General features: G+C 66.7%; 15 protein-coding genes. 7 read left to right on the forward strand and 8 right to left on the reverse strand.

Features of this window, described 5'->3' with window-relative positions; all coding sequences use genetic code 11:
* Positions 1-43: 43 nt before the first annotated feature.
* Both AC5RU7_RS16040 and AC5RU7_RS16045 read left to right on the forward strand, forming a co-directional pair.
* Complete coding sequence (locus AC5RU7_RS16040) at positions 44-1,072, forward strand: LacI family DNA-binding transcriptional regulator (protein WP_494053070.1); 1,029 nt, start codon at positions 44-46, stop codon at positions 1,070-1,072.
* 234 nt (positions 1,073-1,306) lie between these two features.
* Positions 1,307-2,038 carry a polysaccharide deacetylase family protein gene (locus AC5RU7_RS16045; protein WP_494053071.1) on the forward strand — a complete coding sequence of 244 codons (732 nt, stop codon included), beginning with the start codon at positions 1,307-1,309 and terminating at the stop codon, positions 2,036-2,038.
* A 55-nt stretch (positions 2,039-2,093) separates the two neighbouring features.
* On the opposite strand, the gene pabB is transcribed toward AC5RU7_RS16045, so the two are convergent.
* From pabB to AC5RU7_RS16080, 7 genes are all read right to left on the reverse strand, one after another.
* Positions 2,094-4,190 carry an aminodeoxychorismate synthase component I gene (gene pabB, locus AC5RU7_RS16050; RefSeq protein ID WP_494053072.1) on the reverse strand — a complete coding sequence of 699 codons (2,097 nt, stop codon included), beginning with the start codon at positions 4,188-4,190 and terminating at the stop codon, positions 2,094-2,096.
* 16 nt (positions 4,191-4,206) lie between these two features.
* A complete protein-coding gene (gene ykgO, locus AC5RU7_RS16055; protein WP_494053073.1) occupies positions 4,207-4,329 on the reverse strand; it encodes a type B 50S ribosomal protein L36 in 123 nt (40 codons plus the stop codon).
* 52 nt (positions 4,330-4,381) lie between these two features.
* Entirely contained in the window at positions 4,382-5,464 is a 1,083-nt protein-coding gene (locus AC5RU7_RS16060) for a GTP-binding protein (RefSeq protein ID WP_494053074.1), read from the reverse strand.
* Between the two features lie 54 nt (positions 5,465-5,518).
* Positions 5,519-6,058 (reverse strand): low molecular weight protein-tyrosine-phosphatase, encoded by a 540-nt coding sequence (locus AC5RU7_RS16065; protein ID WP_494053075.1) that lies wholly within the window; start codon positions 6,056-6,058, stop codon positions 5,519-5,521.
* A 148-nt stretch (positions 6,059-6,206) separates the two neighbouring features.
* Complete coding sequence (locus AC5RU7_RS16070) at positions 6,207-6,830, reverse strand: LysE family transporter (RefSeq protein ID WP_494053076.1); 624 nt, start codon at positions 6,828-6,830, stop codon at positions 6,207-6,209.
* Between the two features lie 85 nt (positions 6,831-6,915).
* On the reverse strand, positions 6,916-7,734 hold the full coding sequence (locus AC5RU7_RS16075) for a methyltransferase domain-containing protein (RefSeq protein WP_494053077.1): 819 nt from the start codon (positions 7,732-7,734) through the stop codon (positions 6,916-6,918).
* Positions 7,735-7,781: 47 nt separating this feature from the next.
* Positions 7,782-8,294 carry a MarR family winged helix-turn-helix transcriptional regulator gene (locus AC5RU7_RS16080; protein ID WP_494053078.1) on the reverse strand — a complete coding sequence of 171 codons (513 nt, stop codon included), beginning with the start codon at positions 8,292-8,294 and terminating at the stop codon, positions 7,782-7,784.
* A 191-nt stretch (positions 8,295-8,485) separates the two neighbouring features.
* Between AC5RU7_RS16080 and AC5RU7_RS16085 the strand changes: the two genes are divergently transcribed.
* Together AC5RU7_RS16085 and AC5RU7_RS16090 are read left to right on the forward strand one after the other, a co-directional pair.
* Positions 8,486-10,681, forward strand: a complete 2,196-nt coding sequence (locus AC5RU7_RS16085; RefSeq protein WP_494053079.1) for an MMPL family transporter — start codon at positions 8,486-8,488, stop codon at positions 10,679-10,681.
* A 48-nt stretch (positions 10,682-10,729) separates the two neighbouring features.
* Positions 10,730-10,954, forward strand: a complete 225-nt coding sequence (locus tag AC5RU7_RS16090) for a hypothetical protein (RefSeq protein WP_494009829.1) — start codon at positions 10,730-10,732, stop codon at positions 10,952-10,954.
* Positions 10,955-10,974: 20 nt separating this feature from the next.
* Here the strand turns inward: AC5RU7_RS16090 and AC5RU7_RS16095 are convergent, their stop codons facing one another.
* Positions 10,975-11,409: a nuclear transport factor 2 family protein gene (locus tag AC5RU7_RS16095; protein ID WP_494053080.1), complete on the reverse strand. Its 435-nt coding sequence runs from the start codon at positions 11,407-11,409 to the stop codon at positions 10,975-10,977.
* Positions 11,410-11,491: 82 nt separating this feature from the next.
* Here AC5RU7_RS16095 and AC5RU7_RS16100 point away from each other — a divergent pair, with 82 nt between their 5' ends.
* The 3 genes from AC5RU7_RS16100 to AC5RU7_RS16110 all read left to right on the forward strand — a co-directional run bounded on the left by AC5RU7_RS16100 (position 11,492) and on the right by AC5RU7_RS16110 (position 15,224).
* On the forward strand, positions 11,492-12,556 hold the full coding sequence (locus AC5RU7_RS16100; RefSeq protein ID WP_494053081.1) for a helix-turn-helix transcriptional regulator: 1,065 nt from the start codon (positions 11,492-11,494) through the stop codon (positions 12,554-12,556).
* Between the two features lie 112 nt (positions 12,557-12,668).
* Positions 12,669-14,540 (forward strand): molecular chaperone DnaK, encoded by a 1,872-nt coding sequence (dnaK, locus tag AC5RU7_RS16105; RefSeq protein WP_494053082.1) that lies wholly within the window; start codon positions 12,669-12,671, stop codon positions 14,538-14,540.
* Between the two features lie 3 nt (positions 14,541-14,543).
* Positions 14,544-15,224, forward strand: a complete 681-nt coding sequence (locus AC5RU7_RS16110; protein ID WP_494053083.1) for a nucleotide exchange factor GrpE — start codon at positions 14,544-14,546, stop codon at positions 15,222-15,224.
* The last annotated feature ends 52 nt before the right edge of the window (positions 15,225-15,276 follow it).

Raw genomic sequence — 15,276 nt, forward strand, 5'->3', positions numbered from 1 at the left:
TGCCGCGCGAGGGCCTATACTTGCAGCGGACCAGGAGGAATGCGTGCAGGAGAGCCCCCGCCGGACAGTCACCATTTCGGCAATTGCTGCCGAAGCGGGAGTATCGGTGCCCACTGTCTCCAGGGTGCTCAACGGCCGCAGCGATGTTGCACCGCAGACCCGGGAACGCGTGGAAACGCTGCTGAGGGAGTATGGGTACCAGCGACGGGGCGTCCGCCCAGAAGTCCGGGCCGGCCTCATCGACCTGGTGTTCAATGACCTGGACAGCCCGTGGGCCGTGGAGATTATCCGCGGCGTGGAGGAAGCCGCCAACGAAGCTGGCGCCTCGACCGTCGTATCCGCCATCCACCGCCAGAGCAATCCAACATCCACCCGTCAATGGCTGGACAATGTCAGCGCCAGGGCTAGTGACGGTGCCATCCTGGTTACCACGGACCTTGATTCGTTCCTTCGCGCCGAGCTGCAGCGCCTCCACGTCCCGGCAGTGGTGGTGGATCCGGCCGGTGTCCCTGACCTGGACGTGCCCACCATCGGTGCCACCAACTGGACCGGTGCTGTGGGCGCCACGGAACACCTGACAGGACTGGGCCACCGTCGGATCGGCTTCGTGGCGGGGGCCCCTGGCCTCTGGTGCAGCAGGGCGCGGCTGGACGGCTACCGGGCCGGCCTGGACGCGGCAGGAGTTTCGTTTAATCCCGGGCTCGTCATGGAGGGGGACTTTGACTACCAGTCCGGGTTCCGTGCCGGCTGCCGGTTGCTTGAGCTGGCTGAGCCGCCGTCCGCCGTCTTCGCAGCCAGCGACCAGATGGCCCTTGGCGTCTATGAAGCGGTGCGGAAGAAGGGCCTGCGGGTACCCGAGGACATCAGTATTGTGGGGTTCGACGATCTGCCGGAAGCCCGCTGGGCGTCGCCGCCCCTCACCACCGTCCGGCAGCCGCTGGCCGAGATGGGCAAGCTGGCTGCCCGCACCGTCCTCCGGATCCTGCAGGGCGAAGGCGTGGAAAGCCCCCGGGTGGAACTTGCCACCCGGCTGGTGGTGCGGGAAAGTACGGCTCCAGCCGCCAACCGCTGAATCCCTCTTCATGTATCGGCCGCTTTGAAACAGCCGGCAACATTCCGAAAAACCCTTGACGGCATTCAGGGCGGAAGCCTACGCTGAGCGAGTTCCGGAAATTACCGGAAGTTTTCCATGACCCACCGGCTGTCAATGCTGCCTTGTTCCGCAGACACCGCTGTTGTCCGGCCTTCTAGTGCGGCCGCGGCCGGCACTGTGCCTGGGGCGGTCATGACGACAGGAAGGAAAAACATGCCCCTCCCGACTCGCCGCCTCATTTCCCTGCGCAAGGCCGCGTTGCCCCTCGCCGCCGCAGTCCTGGCAGTAGGTGGCTCCATTCCGGCAAGCCTGGCCGCAGCAACGCCGGCGCAGGCGGACCAGGCAACCCCGGCGATTGTCGATTCGACCCGACATGACGGCAAGTACCTTAGCCTGACCTTCGATGACGGTCCCGACCCCATCAGCACCCCCAAGCTGCTGGCCGTGCTGGAGAAGCACCATGTCAAGGCAACGTTCTGCCTGTGGGGCGACCATGTGAAGCAGTACCCCGAGGTAGCGCGGCAGATCGCTGCTGCCGGCCATCTTCTGTGCAACCACACCATGCACCACGACAACATGGCCACGTGGGGCCCGGAGGCCATCAAGGCTGACCTGTTGGAAACCAGCGCCGTGATCCGTGAGGCCGTCCCGGGCGCAAAAATCGATTACTTCCGTGCCCCTTACGGGAGCTGGGGACAGACGCCCCAAGTGGCAGCAGAACTGGGAATGCAGCCTCTCGGCTGGCAATTGACCGTTGGGGACTGGGAGCCGCCGGGAACGCCCGAACTGGTCCGCCGGATCCGCGAAGGGGTCCGGCCCGGCGGCGTGGTGCTCCTGCACGACGGCGGTGGCGACAGGACCCAGACGGTGGAAGCGGTTGACCAGGTGATCCCGGAACTCAAAGCCGAGGGCTGGAAGTTCGACAGGCCTGCCCGGCGGGGTTAGCCGGCCCGGCCAGGGCGGGTCTGCCCGGCGCGGGCCGCCCGCCGAGCAGCCGCCTTCAGTCCTCCGGGAACTCCGCGCCCAGCGTGGACAGGACCCCATACGCCTTGGTCCGGATCTCCTCGTACTCCTCGTCCGGTACGGAATCGGCGGTGATGGCGCCGCCGACGCCGAGCGTGAGCTCCGCCGTTCCGTCACCCCGGGCATTGATCACCAGGGTGCGGATGGCGACGGCGAGATCCGTGGCGCCGTTCAGCGAGAAGTAGCCGATGGCGCCGGAATACAGTCCGCGCGGGCCTTCCTCCAGCCGGTCGAGGATGGCCATGGTGCTGATCTTGGGCGCCCCGGTCATCGATCCAGCGGGGAAGCAGGCGGCAACTGCCTCCGCCCGCGAGGAGCCGGGCAGCAGGCGGGCGTCAATGGTGCTGACCATCTGGTGCACGGTGGCGTAGCTTTCGATGGCGCACAGCCTGCTGACCGTGACGGAGCCGGGGACCGCAAAGTGGCTGAGGTCGTTCCGCAGCAGGTCCACGATCATGATGTTCTCCGCCCGGTCCTTCAGCGAGGTGGCGAGGTCCGTCCGCAGCCGTGCGTCCTCCTGCTCATCGGCAGCCCGGCGGCGGGTTCCCTTGATCGGTTCGGCGCGCATGCCGCCGTCGGACGCAATTTTCAGGAACCGCTCCGGCGAGGTGCTTGCCACCGTCACCCCGTCCAGCCGGAGGAAGCTTGCGAAGGGTGCAGGATTCCGGCCGCGGAGCGCAAGGTAGATGCGCCACGGGTCCAGGGCATCGGCTGGAACCCGTGCCTCGAGCGTGGTGGTCAGGCACACCTCGTAGGTGTTGCCTTCGGCAATCTCGTGCTGCGCGGCTGCGATCTTCTTCCGGTAGGCCTCGCCGGTGTCCCGGCTGCGGAAGGCGGGGGCCTCGGGAAGTACGACGGCGGTGCTGCCGCCGGGTTCCGGGGCGGCGGTCTGGTGAACCGCGGCCTGGTGAACTGCGGCGGCAGCAGCCGCCAGCCAGTCCTCCGCGTCCGGTGCCTCGAGGGCCAGGAGCCAGGCGGTGCCTTCGGCGTGGTCCAGCACCACGGCGCGGCCGGCAAAGATCAGGGCGGCGTCCGGGGTGGCGGCGGGCAGGTCGGCGCCGCCTGTTTCACGCTTGAGCTCGTAGCCCAGGCAGCCCAGCCAGCCCAGCGTGAACTGGCCGGGGTAGCCCTCCGGCGCGCGGACCGCGCGGCGGCCCCACACCGTGTCCAGCCAGCGGAAGAAGTGGCCGGTGACCCTGGCGGTTGCGGAACCGGCGCTGATCAGGCTTTCACCGGACCGGTGGCTTACCGACTGCCCGAACGTGCCGCCGTCGTCCGCCATGATGCTGAAACGGCTGCGCTCCGCGGCGGTTCGCGCGGACACCTCGTCCGTGCCCGCCGCACCGCTGCCCGCTGAGGCTGCCGTTCCGGCGTTGGAGGAGTCCAGCCAGACCGCATTGGGTGAGCCGCCGTAGAGGGAACGGAACAGCGCCGCGGTATCAGGACGCTCTTGCAGCCGTTCCGACCGAAGGCGGAGCCCGCGGCGGGCGGACAGTTCGGGTGCCAGGACGGGAGCCAGCGCCGGAAGGTAGGGGAGGAGCCGCAGGAGGTCAACGACGGCGGAGCCGTCCGCCAGGTTCTGGACGCGTACGTCGGCACGCGCCGGGACGTCATCTCCGGCCAGCCATTCGTCTTCCTGCGCTGCCCACTGGTCCCAATAGGGTTCATAGGTTGCGCCGTCGCGGTCCAGGGCCCTGGTGCGGCGGACGTCGTCAGGGGATTCAGCCCAGATCACGGCGTCCAGGAGCGGCCGGGCACCTGCCGCGGCGGCGCCCACGCCCTCGACGATGACGATCTCGGCGGGGAGGGTGACCCGGGGCTCGCCGTCGTAATGGTTTTCCCAGTCCCAGGCCACCCACGTTGCCGCCTCACCCCTGTGCAAGGGGGTGAGGACGGTGGCGACGTACCGCTCCACGCCGGCGGCCAGGCCGTTCCAGCCCGGGTAGATGTCCTCGAGATGGAACAGCGAGACCTTGTGGTGGGCGCGCAGGCGGGCAGCCAGTTCGACGGCGAGAGTGGTCTTCCCAGCGCCCGAGCGCCCGTCGATGGCGATGATGACGGGGGCTGGGCTCATGAAGTAGAGCGTACCTTTATCCTTGCCGGGCTTTCATCCGCGGGTCCGTCTTGTTAATCACGAAAGTCCTGCCGCGGCGCCTAACGATCTGCGCGCCGGGGATTTTCTTCAGCGCCCGCAGTGAATTCCGTACTTTCATTATGTGCTCCTTGTGGGTGGGGTGGTGGTTGATGGGCTGGCAGGCGGGAAGGTCAGTTGGCGGGCCGCAGGCCGAAGGGGTCGGACAGGACCGCGCCGGTTGCCAACTCGTCGTCGGTGAGCTCGCACTCCCGCAGCAGCCGCTCGAACTCCGCCGGGTCCAGGCCCTCCCCCGTTGCAGCCAGGACGGTGGCGGCGGGGCCGGGTACACGTGCCGCCTGCCCCGTTCCGGCGGGTTCTTCCCGCCATGTCCCGGTGTTTTCGAGCCAGACGCGGGGGCCAATGCCCTGGATGGCGATGCGGCACTCGGGTGCGGAGGCAACCCACAACTGGCCCTGCAGGACGCAGCAGCCCTCGGCGAGCATGCCCAGGACCTGGCGGAACCGCCCCGGATGCAGGGGCCGCTCCATGCGCTGGACCACGGTAACGAAGGGCGATGCCGTAGCAGGACCGGAAGAGCGGCGGACCCGAATGGTTCCCGCTGACGTCCGGGAGGCGGCTTCTGGAAAATGATGCCCACCTGGACGGACGTTTGCCGCATTGTGTGCAAGGTGCGCATGCGGTGCGAGTTCCCGCAGCAGGTGCAGGCCGCGCTCCCGGCCTGCGGGATGGGCCGGAACGATTTCGGGCTCCGCCACCAGGACGGTATCCGCGAATGCCAGTTCGCCCAGCAGGAATTCGCCGGCGGTCCGCTCGTCGTCTGCCATGGGGGTGAATCCGGACTCGAACAGGGTATGCGAATCCCAGATGTGGTCCTCCAGGGCGTCCGGCGCGAGGGCAAGGATGGCCGAGGAAACTGTCGCCGGCCGGCTGAGCCCGTGGTTGAGTGCCGTGACTGCCACCGATGCAGGAACGGCAGGCGGAAGGCCGATGATGATCGGGCCTTTTGCTGATGCCGCCAGGCGGTCGATCGCGGGCACGAGGTCAAGGCGTACCGCACAGCTGAGGCAGCCGTGTTCGAGCATGGTTTCCTCGTATTCGACGGGACCTGCGGCATCAAAAACCCTCCGGATGACCAGTCCGTTCTCCAGCAGGTCGTGGAAGACCACGAGGCTCCCGGGATGTTCAGCTGCCAGGTCCCCGCAGGCTTCCCGGCGGCAGAGGGCATCAAGGGAACTCACAACAATAAGGCTCATAGCGAAGAGCCTAATTGAGAACGGTTCTCAATTGCAAGAATGGGCGGTGGGCCGTCAGCTTCCCTGCCGTTGCAGCTGCGCGTCCGAGGAGACGGCCGCCTTGACGTGCTCCACGATTCCCGGAAGGGCGGCCTGGATCTGGTGCCAGACCGCATCGAAGTCCGCATGCCCGCCGTACCAGGGGTCCTCGATGCCCTGGTCCAGCAGGTCTTTGCCGGCCATTGCGGGATCGAAGCTTCGGAGCATGCGGATCTTGCCCAGCGACTCCTGGTCCGGCGCCGCCTCGCTCAGCCAGGCGTAGTGGTCGATATCGAGCGCCAGGATGAGGTCCCGTTCGCGGAACCATTCCGGGAGCCACTCCCGCGCGATGTGCAGCTCGGACGCCAATTGCGTGGCTGCGAGCCTGCGCGCGGCCCGCGGGTCAATGGGGCGCCCGGACTCATAGCCCGTGGTGCCCGCCGAGTCCACCGCCACCAATCCGTCCAGCCCTTCGCGCTCAAACGCGGCCCTCAGCATAAGTTCCGCCATGGGTGAGCGGCAGATGTTGCCGGTGCAGACGGCGATGACGCGGTATGGGCTCGACGCTGAGTTCATGATGCTAAGCATGCGCGCTTTCCGGCCTCATGGCTAGCGGGTGGTTCATAAAAATTGACGGGTTTGTAAAGATGCATGACGAACCCCCCGAAGGGGTATGTAGTGAGGTTGGGTGCTCCGCGAGGCCGGGGATCAGTGAGCCCGGGAATCAGTGGATCAGGGCAAGGAGGATCCCGACGGCCACAAACAGCACGCCGAACACCTTACTGAGCACCAGCTGTCCCCGGGGAGTCTGGGTGAAGCGCTGGAAAGACCTGGCTGCCGCGGCGAAGAAGAACCACATCACCAGGATGTCGATCGCGACGATGGTGGCGGTCAGCACGGCGTACTGCGTCCACAAGGGCTGTTCGGGCCGGATGAACTGGGGAGTGAAGGCGAGGAAGAAGACGATGGCCTTCGGGTTCAGCAGGTTGACCCAGAACCCGCGCCGGAAGATCGAGAAGGAGGGCTCGTTCCGCAGCGCCGCCGTCTGCTCCTTTTCAAGGCTCGGTTTGCTGAGGAACTGGCGGACGCCCAGGTAGATGAGGTAGGCGGCGCCCGCGTAGCGGATCACATTGAAGGCCACCGGCGAGCTGGCAACCAGCACGCCGACGCCGAGTGCCACGATCACCACGTGCACCACCAGTGCCGCCTGCTGCCCGAGGATTCCCCAGATGGACCGCCGGAAGCCGGCGATCAACGAGTTGCTCATGGTGTTGATGGCTCCGGCGCCGGGGGTGAAGCTGATCAGGGCGCCGGCGCCGGCCAAGGCCAGCCAGAGGGAAAATTGCACCTGTCAATCCTACGCGGCAGAGGGCCGGTGACGGGGTCGCCACAAGGTGGCTACGGGACCGTACGCCTGGATGGGCAACGTAGGCCTATGCGCGGGCGATGACCTCGCCGTTGGGGATCAGGAACCAGCCGTCGTCGGTCGAGCCCCAGCGGTGCCAGCCGGCCGAGATCCGTGCCAGATCCGCAGGATTGGCGAAGCCGTACTCCAGCGCCTGTTCCGCGAAGGCTGAGTGCAGTACCCGCTCGCCCCAGACGCGGGCCTGCCAGCGGCGTTGCTGTCCGGTGGCGTACAGCCAGTTGCTGCTGGAGGGGGCCACGTCCGTGAATCCCGCCGACTGCGCCCAGCTGACCAGGCGCCGCCCGGCGTCGGGCTCTGCCCCGTTGCGGCGTGCGATGCGCTGGTACAGCTCCATCCACTCGTCCAGTTCAGGAATGGCGGGATACCAGCTCATACCGTGAAAATCGGCGTCGCGCACGGCGACGATGCCGCCCGGCTTGGCCACGCGGCGCATTTCCCGGAGGGCCTCCACGGGGTCGGTGAGGTGCTGCAGTACCTGGTGGGCATGGACGACGTCGAACGTCTCGTCCTCGAACTCGAGGTCGTAGATGTTGCCGGCCACGAATTCCACGTTGGGGACCTGGCGTTCGACGGCGAGCGCCTGGGCCTGCGCGATGATGTCCGGTGAGCGGTCCAGGCCGGTGACCTTTCCGGGCGAGACGAGGGCCGCGAAATCACAGGTGATGGTGCCCGGTCCGCAGCCGACATCGAGCAGGTCCGAGCCGGAGGTCAGGTGGGGCAGGACAAAGGCGGCGGAATTCTCGGCGGTCCTGGCGGCGTGGGCGCGGACCACCGATTCGTGGTGGCCGTGCGTGTAGACGTCTTCTTCGGGCTGCTGGGCACTCATAACCAAACGCTACCCCTCACGCCTCGGCGCGGAAGGATTTCGCCGGCCTAATCCGCCGAGGATTCTTCGCGCGCCGCCACAGTGGCTTCCACCATTGCGGTCATGAACCGCGAGACGGTTTCCAGCTCCTCCTCCGAGAATTCCGCCATGGCACTGCCCATTCGACGCGAAAGGGGCGCGAATATGGCGCCGCCCTCCTGGAAGGCCTTGGGTGTCATCTTCAGCTGCACCTGCCGCCGGTCGGAACTGTTGCGCTCGCGGACCACGTGGCCGGAGCTGTCCAGCCTGTCAATCAGCGCCGTGGTGGCGGGGGAGCTGAGGTGCAGCTCCTTGCGGAGGAGTCCCGGTGTCACCGGATTCCCCTTGGCCGTGTGGCGCATGATCACGGCCAGGGCGTTCAGGTCCGTCCGGTGCATGTCCTTCCTGCTGCCGGCAGTGTCCACGTACCGGTTGGCCTCCAGGGTGAACTCCTGCAGGAGCCGGACGAGGGGGTGCGGGCCGCCATTCTGCCCAGGGGATGCCGGAGGGTGCGGCGTGTCCGCGGGCCCGCTTGCTGCCATGGCCGCCTCCTCATCCTTCTGGTGGGCAGTACCGCCGGGTGCGCCCGGCCGTACTGACGGATACTACTTCAGCCCTGCCCTCCGTGCCCTCATGGCGATTGCTAAGAAAAACCTTGATGACCACTTATCTCTACAATGGAGATAGTCTACTCTGGAACTACTGCTCGTGTCCCGTACGTCCGGAAGGCATCATGAAACACAAAACCGAAAGCAGGGAGCGCGTGCCGTTCTGGCTGCGCTGGCTGGTCCCCGTCATCCTGGTGCTCACGTGGCTGGTGCTCGCCGGCGTGGGCGGCCCCACCTTCGGGCGCCTGGAGGAAGTGTCCTCCAATGACCAGGCGTCCTTCCTTCCGGCAAGTGCGGAGGCCACTGCCGCCCAGGACTGGCAGGCCAAGTTCCGGGACTCGGACGAGGTGCCGGGCGTCATCGTCATCGAAAGCGACGAGGCCTTCACGTCGGCGCAGCTCGGGGAAGTGGCCGCGCTCCGGGCGGACCTGGAAGAGCTGAAGCTGGGCAGCGCGGTGGTTGGGCCCATTCCGTCGAAGGACGGCAAGGCGGTCCAGTTCATTGCGCCCATCAGCGAGTCCGAGGTGGAAGTGCAGGAGGCCGTGAAAGAGCTCCTGGACCTTGTGGCTGAAGCTGCACCCGGGGGGATGAGCACGTTCGTGACCGGGCCCGCCGGCCTCGCGGCCGACCTCGTGGCCGCGTTCGCCGGGATTGACGGCATCCTCTTGCTGGTGGCGCTGGCCGCTGTGTTCGTCATCCTGCTGGTGGTGTACCGCTCGCTGCTCCTGCCCTTCATGGTGCTCCTGACGTCGGTGTTCGCGCTGTGTGCCGCCATCCTGCTGGTCTTCGGCATGGCCAAGGCGGGCTGGATCCAGCTGAACGGCCAGAGCCAGGGGATCCTCTCCATCCTGGTGATTGGCGCGGCCACCGACTACGCCCTGCTCTATGTGGCGCGCTTCCGTGAGGCGCTGACGCACACGGCCAACCGGACATCCGCGGCGCTGACGGCCTGGCGGACCTCGTTTGAGCCCATCCTGGCGTCCGGCGCCACGGTCATCATCGCCCTGCTCTGCCTGCTCTTCTCAGACCTCAACTCCAACAAGGCGCTGGGGCCCGTGGCAGCGGCAGGCATCATCTGCTCGCTGTTCGCCGCACTCACGCTGCTGCCCGCCCTGATGGCGCTCCTGGGCCGTGCCGTTTTCTGGCCGTTCCGTCCCAAGCCCGCCCCCGCTGGCGAGCGCGAGCCCGAGCTGGTCACGGGGCTGGAAGGCCAGAAGGGGTTGTGGCGGGCCACCGGCGCGCTGGTGCAGCGGCGTCCGCGGACCGTCTGGATCGCGTCCGTCCTGCTGCTGGCTGCAGCCTCCGCCGGCGTCCTCCAGCTCAAGGCCAACGGCGTCCCGCAGACGGACGTCATTCTCACCGCCTCCAATGCGGTGGACGGCCAGGACGCGCTGGCCCGCCACTTCGACGCGGGCAGCGGCAGCCCCGCCGTCGTGGTTGCGGACGAAGGCAAGGCACAGGAAGTGCTGGACGCGGTGAAAGCGGCCGACGGCGTGGGGGAGGCCTACCTGCTGGTTGAAGGCAGCGTACCGATCACCGGCGCCCCTGGGGCTCCCAGGGAGCCAGACGTCCGCGAGGGCAAGGTGCTGATCAATGCCACGCTGAACTCCGCAGCGGACTCTCTCGAGGCCGAAGAAGCCGTCAAGGCCCTCCGCGTGGACGTCAAGGCGGTGGACCCCGGTGCCTTGGTGGGCGGTGTCACCGCCACTGCGCTGGACACCAACACCAAAGCCCAGCGTGACCTGGTGATCATCATCCCGGTGGTCTTGGTGGTGATCCTCTTTATCCTGATGCTGCTGCTGAGGTCCGTGCTCGCGCCGGTCCTGCTGGTGCTCTCCGTGGTGCTCTCCTACGCGGCGGCCATGGGCGTGTCCGCGCTGGTGTTCAACAACATCCTGGGCTTCCCGGGTGCCGACGCCACCGTGCCGCTGTTCGGCTTCGTGTTCCTGGTTGCCCTGGGTGTGGATTACAACATCTTCCTGATGAGCCGGGTTCGGGAGGAGTCCCTGAAGCACGGCACCCGCCCCGGCATCCTCCGCGGCCTGGGCGTGACCGGCGGCGTGATCACGTCCGCCGGCGTGGTGCTCGCGGCCACGTTCGCGGCGCTGGGCGTCATTCCCATCATGTTCCTGGTGCAGCTGGCTTTCATTGTGGCGTTCGGCGTCCTGCTGGATACGGTGCTGGTGCGCTCGCTGTTGGTACCCGCGCTGGCTTACGACATCGGCCCCAGGATCTGGTGGCCCGGCAAGCTCTCCCGGCAGGAGACTGAAGAACGGCCAGACCGGGATGAAGCCCTGTTGGCTGGCTGTGCTGCTCGATAGACTGCCAGTGCGCCCGCACGGACGCGGACTCGAAGGAGAGGTTCCGCCATGACCGAAAGCCACGAAGCAGCATTTGATGAGCACCCCCGCCGCGGCAGCACAGAGCCGGGGCTGGAAGGTGAAGGCGGCCAGTACGGGGAGGGCGACGCCGAGAACCCCGCCGAGGACTTCCGAAACGAGGATGCCGTCCGTGAAGGCCTGACGGACGGGCAGGTCATGTCCACCACTGACGAGCGCGGTCCGCTGCACGGCGATCCGGACGCCGAGCGGTAGCCGCTTCGGCAGCGCCAGGGTCAGCCGGCCAGCCCGAGCTGGGTGGCGAAAGCCGCCGTGTCGTAATACTCGCGGCAGGCCTTGATGAGCCCGGTGTCTGATAGTTCGCACACGGCAGCGAAGGGTGCCTCGTAGGACTTGCCGGTCGGCGGCACTTCTCCCGCGGCCGTTTGCATCGGCCCGGTGAAGGTGCCTTTTGTTGCGCCTTCCAGGACCACCACGTTGCCTTGCTCTGTTACCGACCGCACCACGAACACCATGTCAGGGAAGGCGGTGAAGAGTGTCTCCGCCATCGCCTTCAAAGCCGGCCGGCCATGAAGGGCGTCCGGGAGATCTGGTGTTCTATACGTCGCGTCCTCTGTAAACATTGCGGCCCAGCCGCCAGGATCACGGCTTCCCACAGTGCTGATGAAGGTCTTCGCAAGCCCCTGGCCATAACCAGTGAATTCATCCATGGCAGCCATGATGCGGGCATTGACGGCTTCCGTCGATAACAGGATTCTGTTATTGGGGCTTCTGGCGGATTGAGGCAGGAAGATGGACCAGCGGGCGGCGGGCAGGGTAAGGCGCGACCTGGGCGAACTGGTTGATGCCGCCCTCCACGCCGCGGCCTTCTGCGCCGCTGCCGGACCGCTCGTTGCGCAGGCGGTGCCCTCGGCGGCAGGCGCAGCGGCGACGCCCACCTGGTACTCCCTGGACCCCCGCTCGCTTTTGATCAACGGTGTGTACGGGCCCGACTGCACGCTGGACGGTGCCGCCCAGATGCGCTGGGAATACATCGACGACGATGTGAACAAGTCGGTTGACGTTGCACGGAACCCGGCCGGCGTCCAGACCCTCGCCGAAGTTACCGGCGGGAACCCCTGGCACAGTGCCATTTACCGCGACTACATGCGGGACCACGATCTTGAGCAGGAGATGGTGGTGGCCCTGCGGGACGATGCCGGCCAGGTATGGGCGACTGTGCGTCTTAACAGGCCGGCCGCCATGCCTGCCTTTGCCGAGTCAGACCGGCAGTTCATGCGTTCGGTTGCGCCATTGCTGGCAGAGGGGGTCAGGCGGGGACTGCTTGCCGGTCCCACCTCCGCCGCGCCGAGCCCCGGCTCGCCCGGGCTGGTGATCGTTGACCCGGCAGGCCTTCCGATTGCCGTGAGCGCAACTGCGCGGGAATGGCTGGCACTGTTTCCTGACGGTCCCGCGTCTGCGGGCGGCCTGCCGCTGCCCATTCACGCCGTCTCGTTCGCGACGCTGGCCGGGGGCAGCCCGGCGGGGCCGCTCCATCTCCGGCTGGCCAACGGGCAATGGGCTGCCCTGTACGGCGTCGAGGCGGAGCTCGCGCAGCCCGGGTCTGCAGGCGTCATCATCGGACCGGCTGATCATGCGCACCTGGCCCCTCTGACCGCGGCGATTTTCGGACTGACCCCGCGTGAGCTGCAGGTCGCGGAGCTTGTTGTGCGAGGTCATGCCACCCAGCGGATGGCCCACATGCTGGGCATTTCGCCCTACACCGCACAGGAACACCTGCGGCACATCTTCAGCAAGGTGGTGTGGCGAGCCGGGGGGAACTCGTTGCTGCCCTTTTCCTTGAGTAAGCAAAGTTGAGCGTAGTTGACTCAACTCTGCTTGACATCATCGGAGCCCTGAGTAAGGTTGAGTGCAGAACGCTCAATTAGCGGGCGCCAGCAAGTTTCCAAGGAAAGAAGGAAGCAACACAATGTCACGTGCAGTAGGTATCGACCTCGGAACCACCAACTCCGTCGTCTCCGTTCTCGAAGGTGGCGAGCCCACCGTTATTGCCAACGCCGAGGGTGGCCGCACCACGCCGTCCGTGGTTGCATTCTCCAAGTCCGGCGAAGTCCTGGTTGGCGAAATCGCAAAGCGCCAGGCGGTCAACAACATCGAACGCACCATCTCGTCAGTTAAGCGCCACATGGGCACCGACTGGACCAAGGCCATCGATGAGAAGAAGTACACGCCGCAGGAAATCTCCGCGCGTATCCTCATGAAGCTGAAGAACGACGCCGAGTCCTACCTGGGCGAAAAGGTCACCGACGCTGTGATCACCGTTCCCGCCTACTTCAACGACGCCGAGCGCCAGGCCACTAAGGAAGCCGGCGAAATCGCGGGCCTCAACGTCCTGCGCATCGTCAACGAGCCCACCGCCGCGGCCCTCGCCTACGGCCTGGACAAGGGCAAGGAAGACGAACTCATCCTGGTCTTCGACCTCGGTGGCGGTACGTTTGACGTCTCCCTGCTGGAAGTCGGCAAGGACGAAGACAACTTCTCCACCATCCAGGTCCGCGCCACCGCCGGCGACAACCGCCTCGGCGGCGACGACTGGGACCAGCGCGTGGTTGACTACCTGCTGAACCAGCTCAAGGTCAAGGGCATCGACCTCTCCAAGGACAAGATCGCCCTGCAGCGCCTCCGCGAAGCTGCCGAGCAGGCCAAGAAGGAACTGTCCTCCTCCACCAGCACCAACGTCTCCCTCCAGTACCTGTCCGTCACCCCCGACGGCCCGGTCCACCTGGATGAGCAGCTGACCCGCGCCAAGTTCCAGGACCTCACCAAGGACCTGCTGGAGCGCACCAAGAAGCCGTTCCACGACGTCATCAAGGAAGCCGGCATCAAGCTGACCGACATCAACCACATCGTGCTGGTCGGTGGCTCCACCCGTATGCCTGCTGTCTACGAACTGGTCAAGGAACTGGCGGGCGGCAAGGAACCGAACAAGGGTGTCAACCCGGACGAGGTCGTGGCCGTTGGTGCAGCCCTGCAGGCCGGTGTGCTGAAGGGTGAGCGCAAGGACGTCCTCCTGATCGACGTCACCCCGCTGTCCCTCGGCATCGAAACCAAGGGTGGCGTGATGACGCACCTGATCGAACGCAACACCGCCATCCCCACCAAGCGGTCCGAGACCTTCACCACGGCCGACGACAACCAGCCGTCCGTGGCCATCCAGGTCTTCCAGGGCGAGCGTGAGTTCACCCGCGACAACAAGCCGCTGGGCACCTTCGAACTGACCGGCATCGCCCCGGCACCGCGCGGCATCCCGCAGATCGAGGTCACCTTCGACATCGACGCGAACGGCATCGTCCACGTCTCCGCGAAGGACAAGGGCACCGGCAAGGAACAGTCCATGACCATCACCGGCGGCACCGCGCTCTCCAAGGAAGACATCGACCGCATGGTCCGTGACGCCGAGGAGCACGCAGCCGAGGACAAGGCCCGCCGCGAGGCCACCGACACCCGCAACACGGCCGAGCAGCTCGCCTACTCCGTGGACAAGCTCATCGCCGACAACGCGGACAAGCTGCCGGAAGAGGTCAAGACCGAGGTCCAGACCGACGTCGACGACCTCAAGAAGGCCCTCGAAGGCACCGACGATGCCGCTGTGAAGGCTGCGTTCGAGAAGCTGCAGGCTTCCCAGACGAAGCTCGGCGAGGCCATCTACTCCCAGGCCGGTTCGCCCAACGGCGCCACCGGTGCCGCAGGTGCCGAAGGAGCAGCAGGTCCGGAAGGGTCCGAGGCCGACGAGGACATCGTCGACGCCGAGATCATCGACGAAGACGAAGCGAAGAAGTAAATTATGCCGCACCACGGTAACGAGGAAGAGCACAACTCATCCGCGGGCCAGCAGGGCGGCGTCTCCGAACCGGTCATCCGGGACAACCGCAAGGTTGACCCGGTGACCGGCCAGGCACGGCACCCCGAGGGCAGCCAGTCCACCCCCGAAGCCGGCGCCCAGGATTCCGACGGCGACGCACTTGCCCAGGCCGAGGAAATCCTCAACGGCATTGAGGTGCCCGCCGAGGAATCCGTGGCCCAGGGGGTTTCGGCAGGCTCAGCCGGCAACGCCGAGGCGGTCGAACTGAAGAACGACCTCCTCCGCCTGCAGGCCGAGTACGTCAACTACCGCAAGCGCGTGGAACGCGACCGCGCCGTGGCAGGGGAGATGGCCGTCATTGGCGTCCTGAACTCCCTGCTTCCGGTCCTGGACGACGTCGACGCCGCGCGGCAGCACGGCGACCTGACCGACGGTCCCTTCGCCGCGATCGCCACCAAGCTGGAGAACGCGCTGAAGACCTACGGCCTGGTCCGCATCGACGAAACCGGCGTGGAGTTCGACCCCACCATCCACGAGGCCCTGATCCAGCAGCCCGGCGAGGACATCGAGGTTGACACCGTCAGCCAGGTGCTCCGCTCCGGCTACAAGTCAGGAGAACGCGTCCTCCGCGCAGCCCAGGTCATCGTCGCGGTCCCGGCGTAGTCGGGGTACTTCCGGCGCTACGCCGGGACCGCGCCGAACGGATAAGGGGGCC

It is taken from the genome of Arthrobacter sp. K410C (assembly GCF_059090105.1).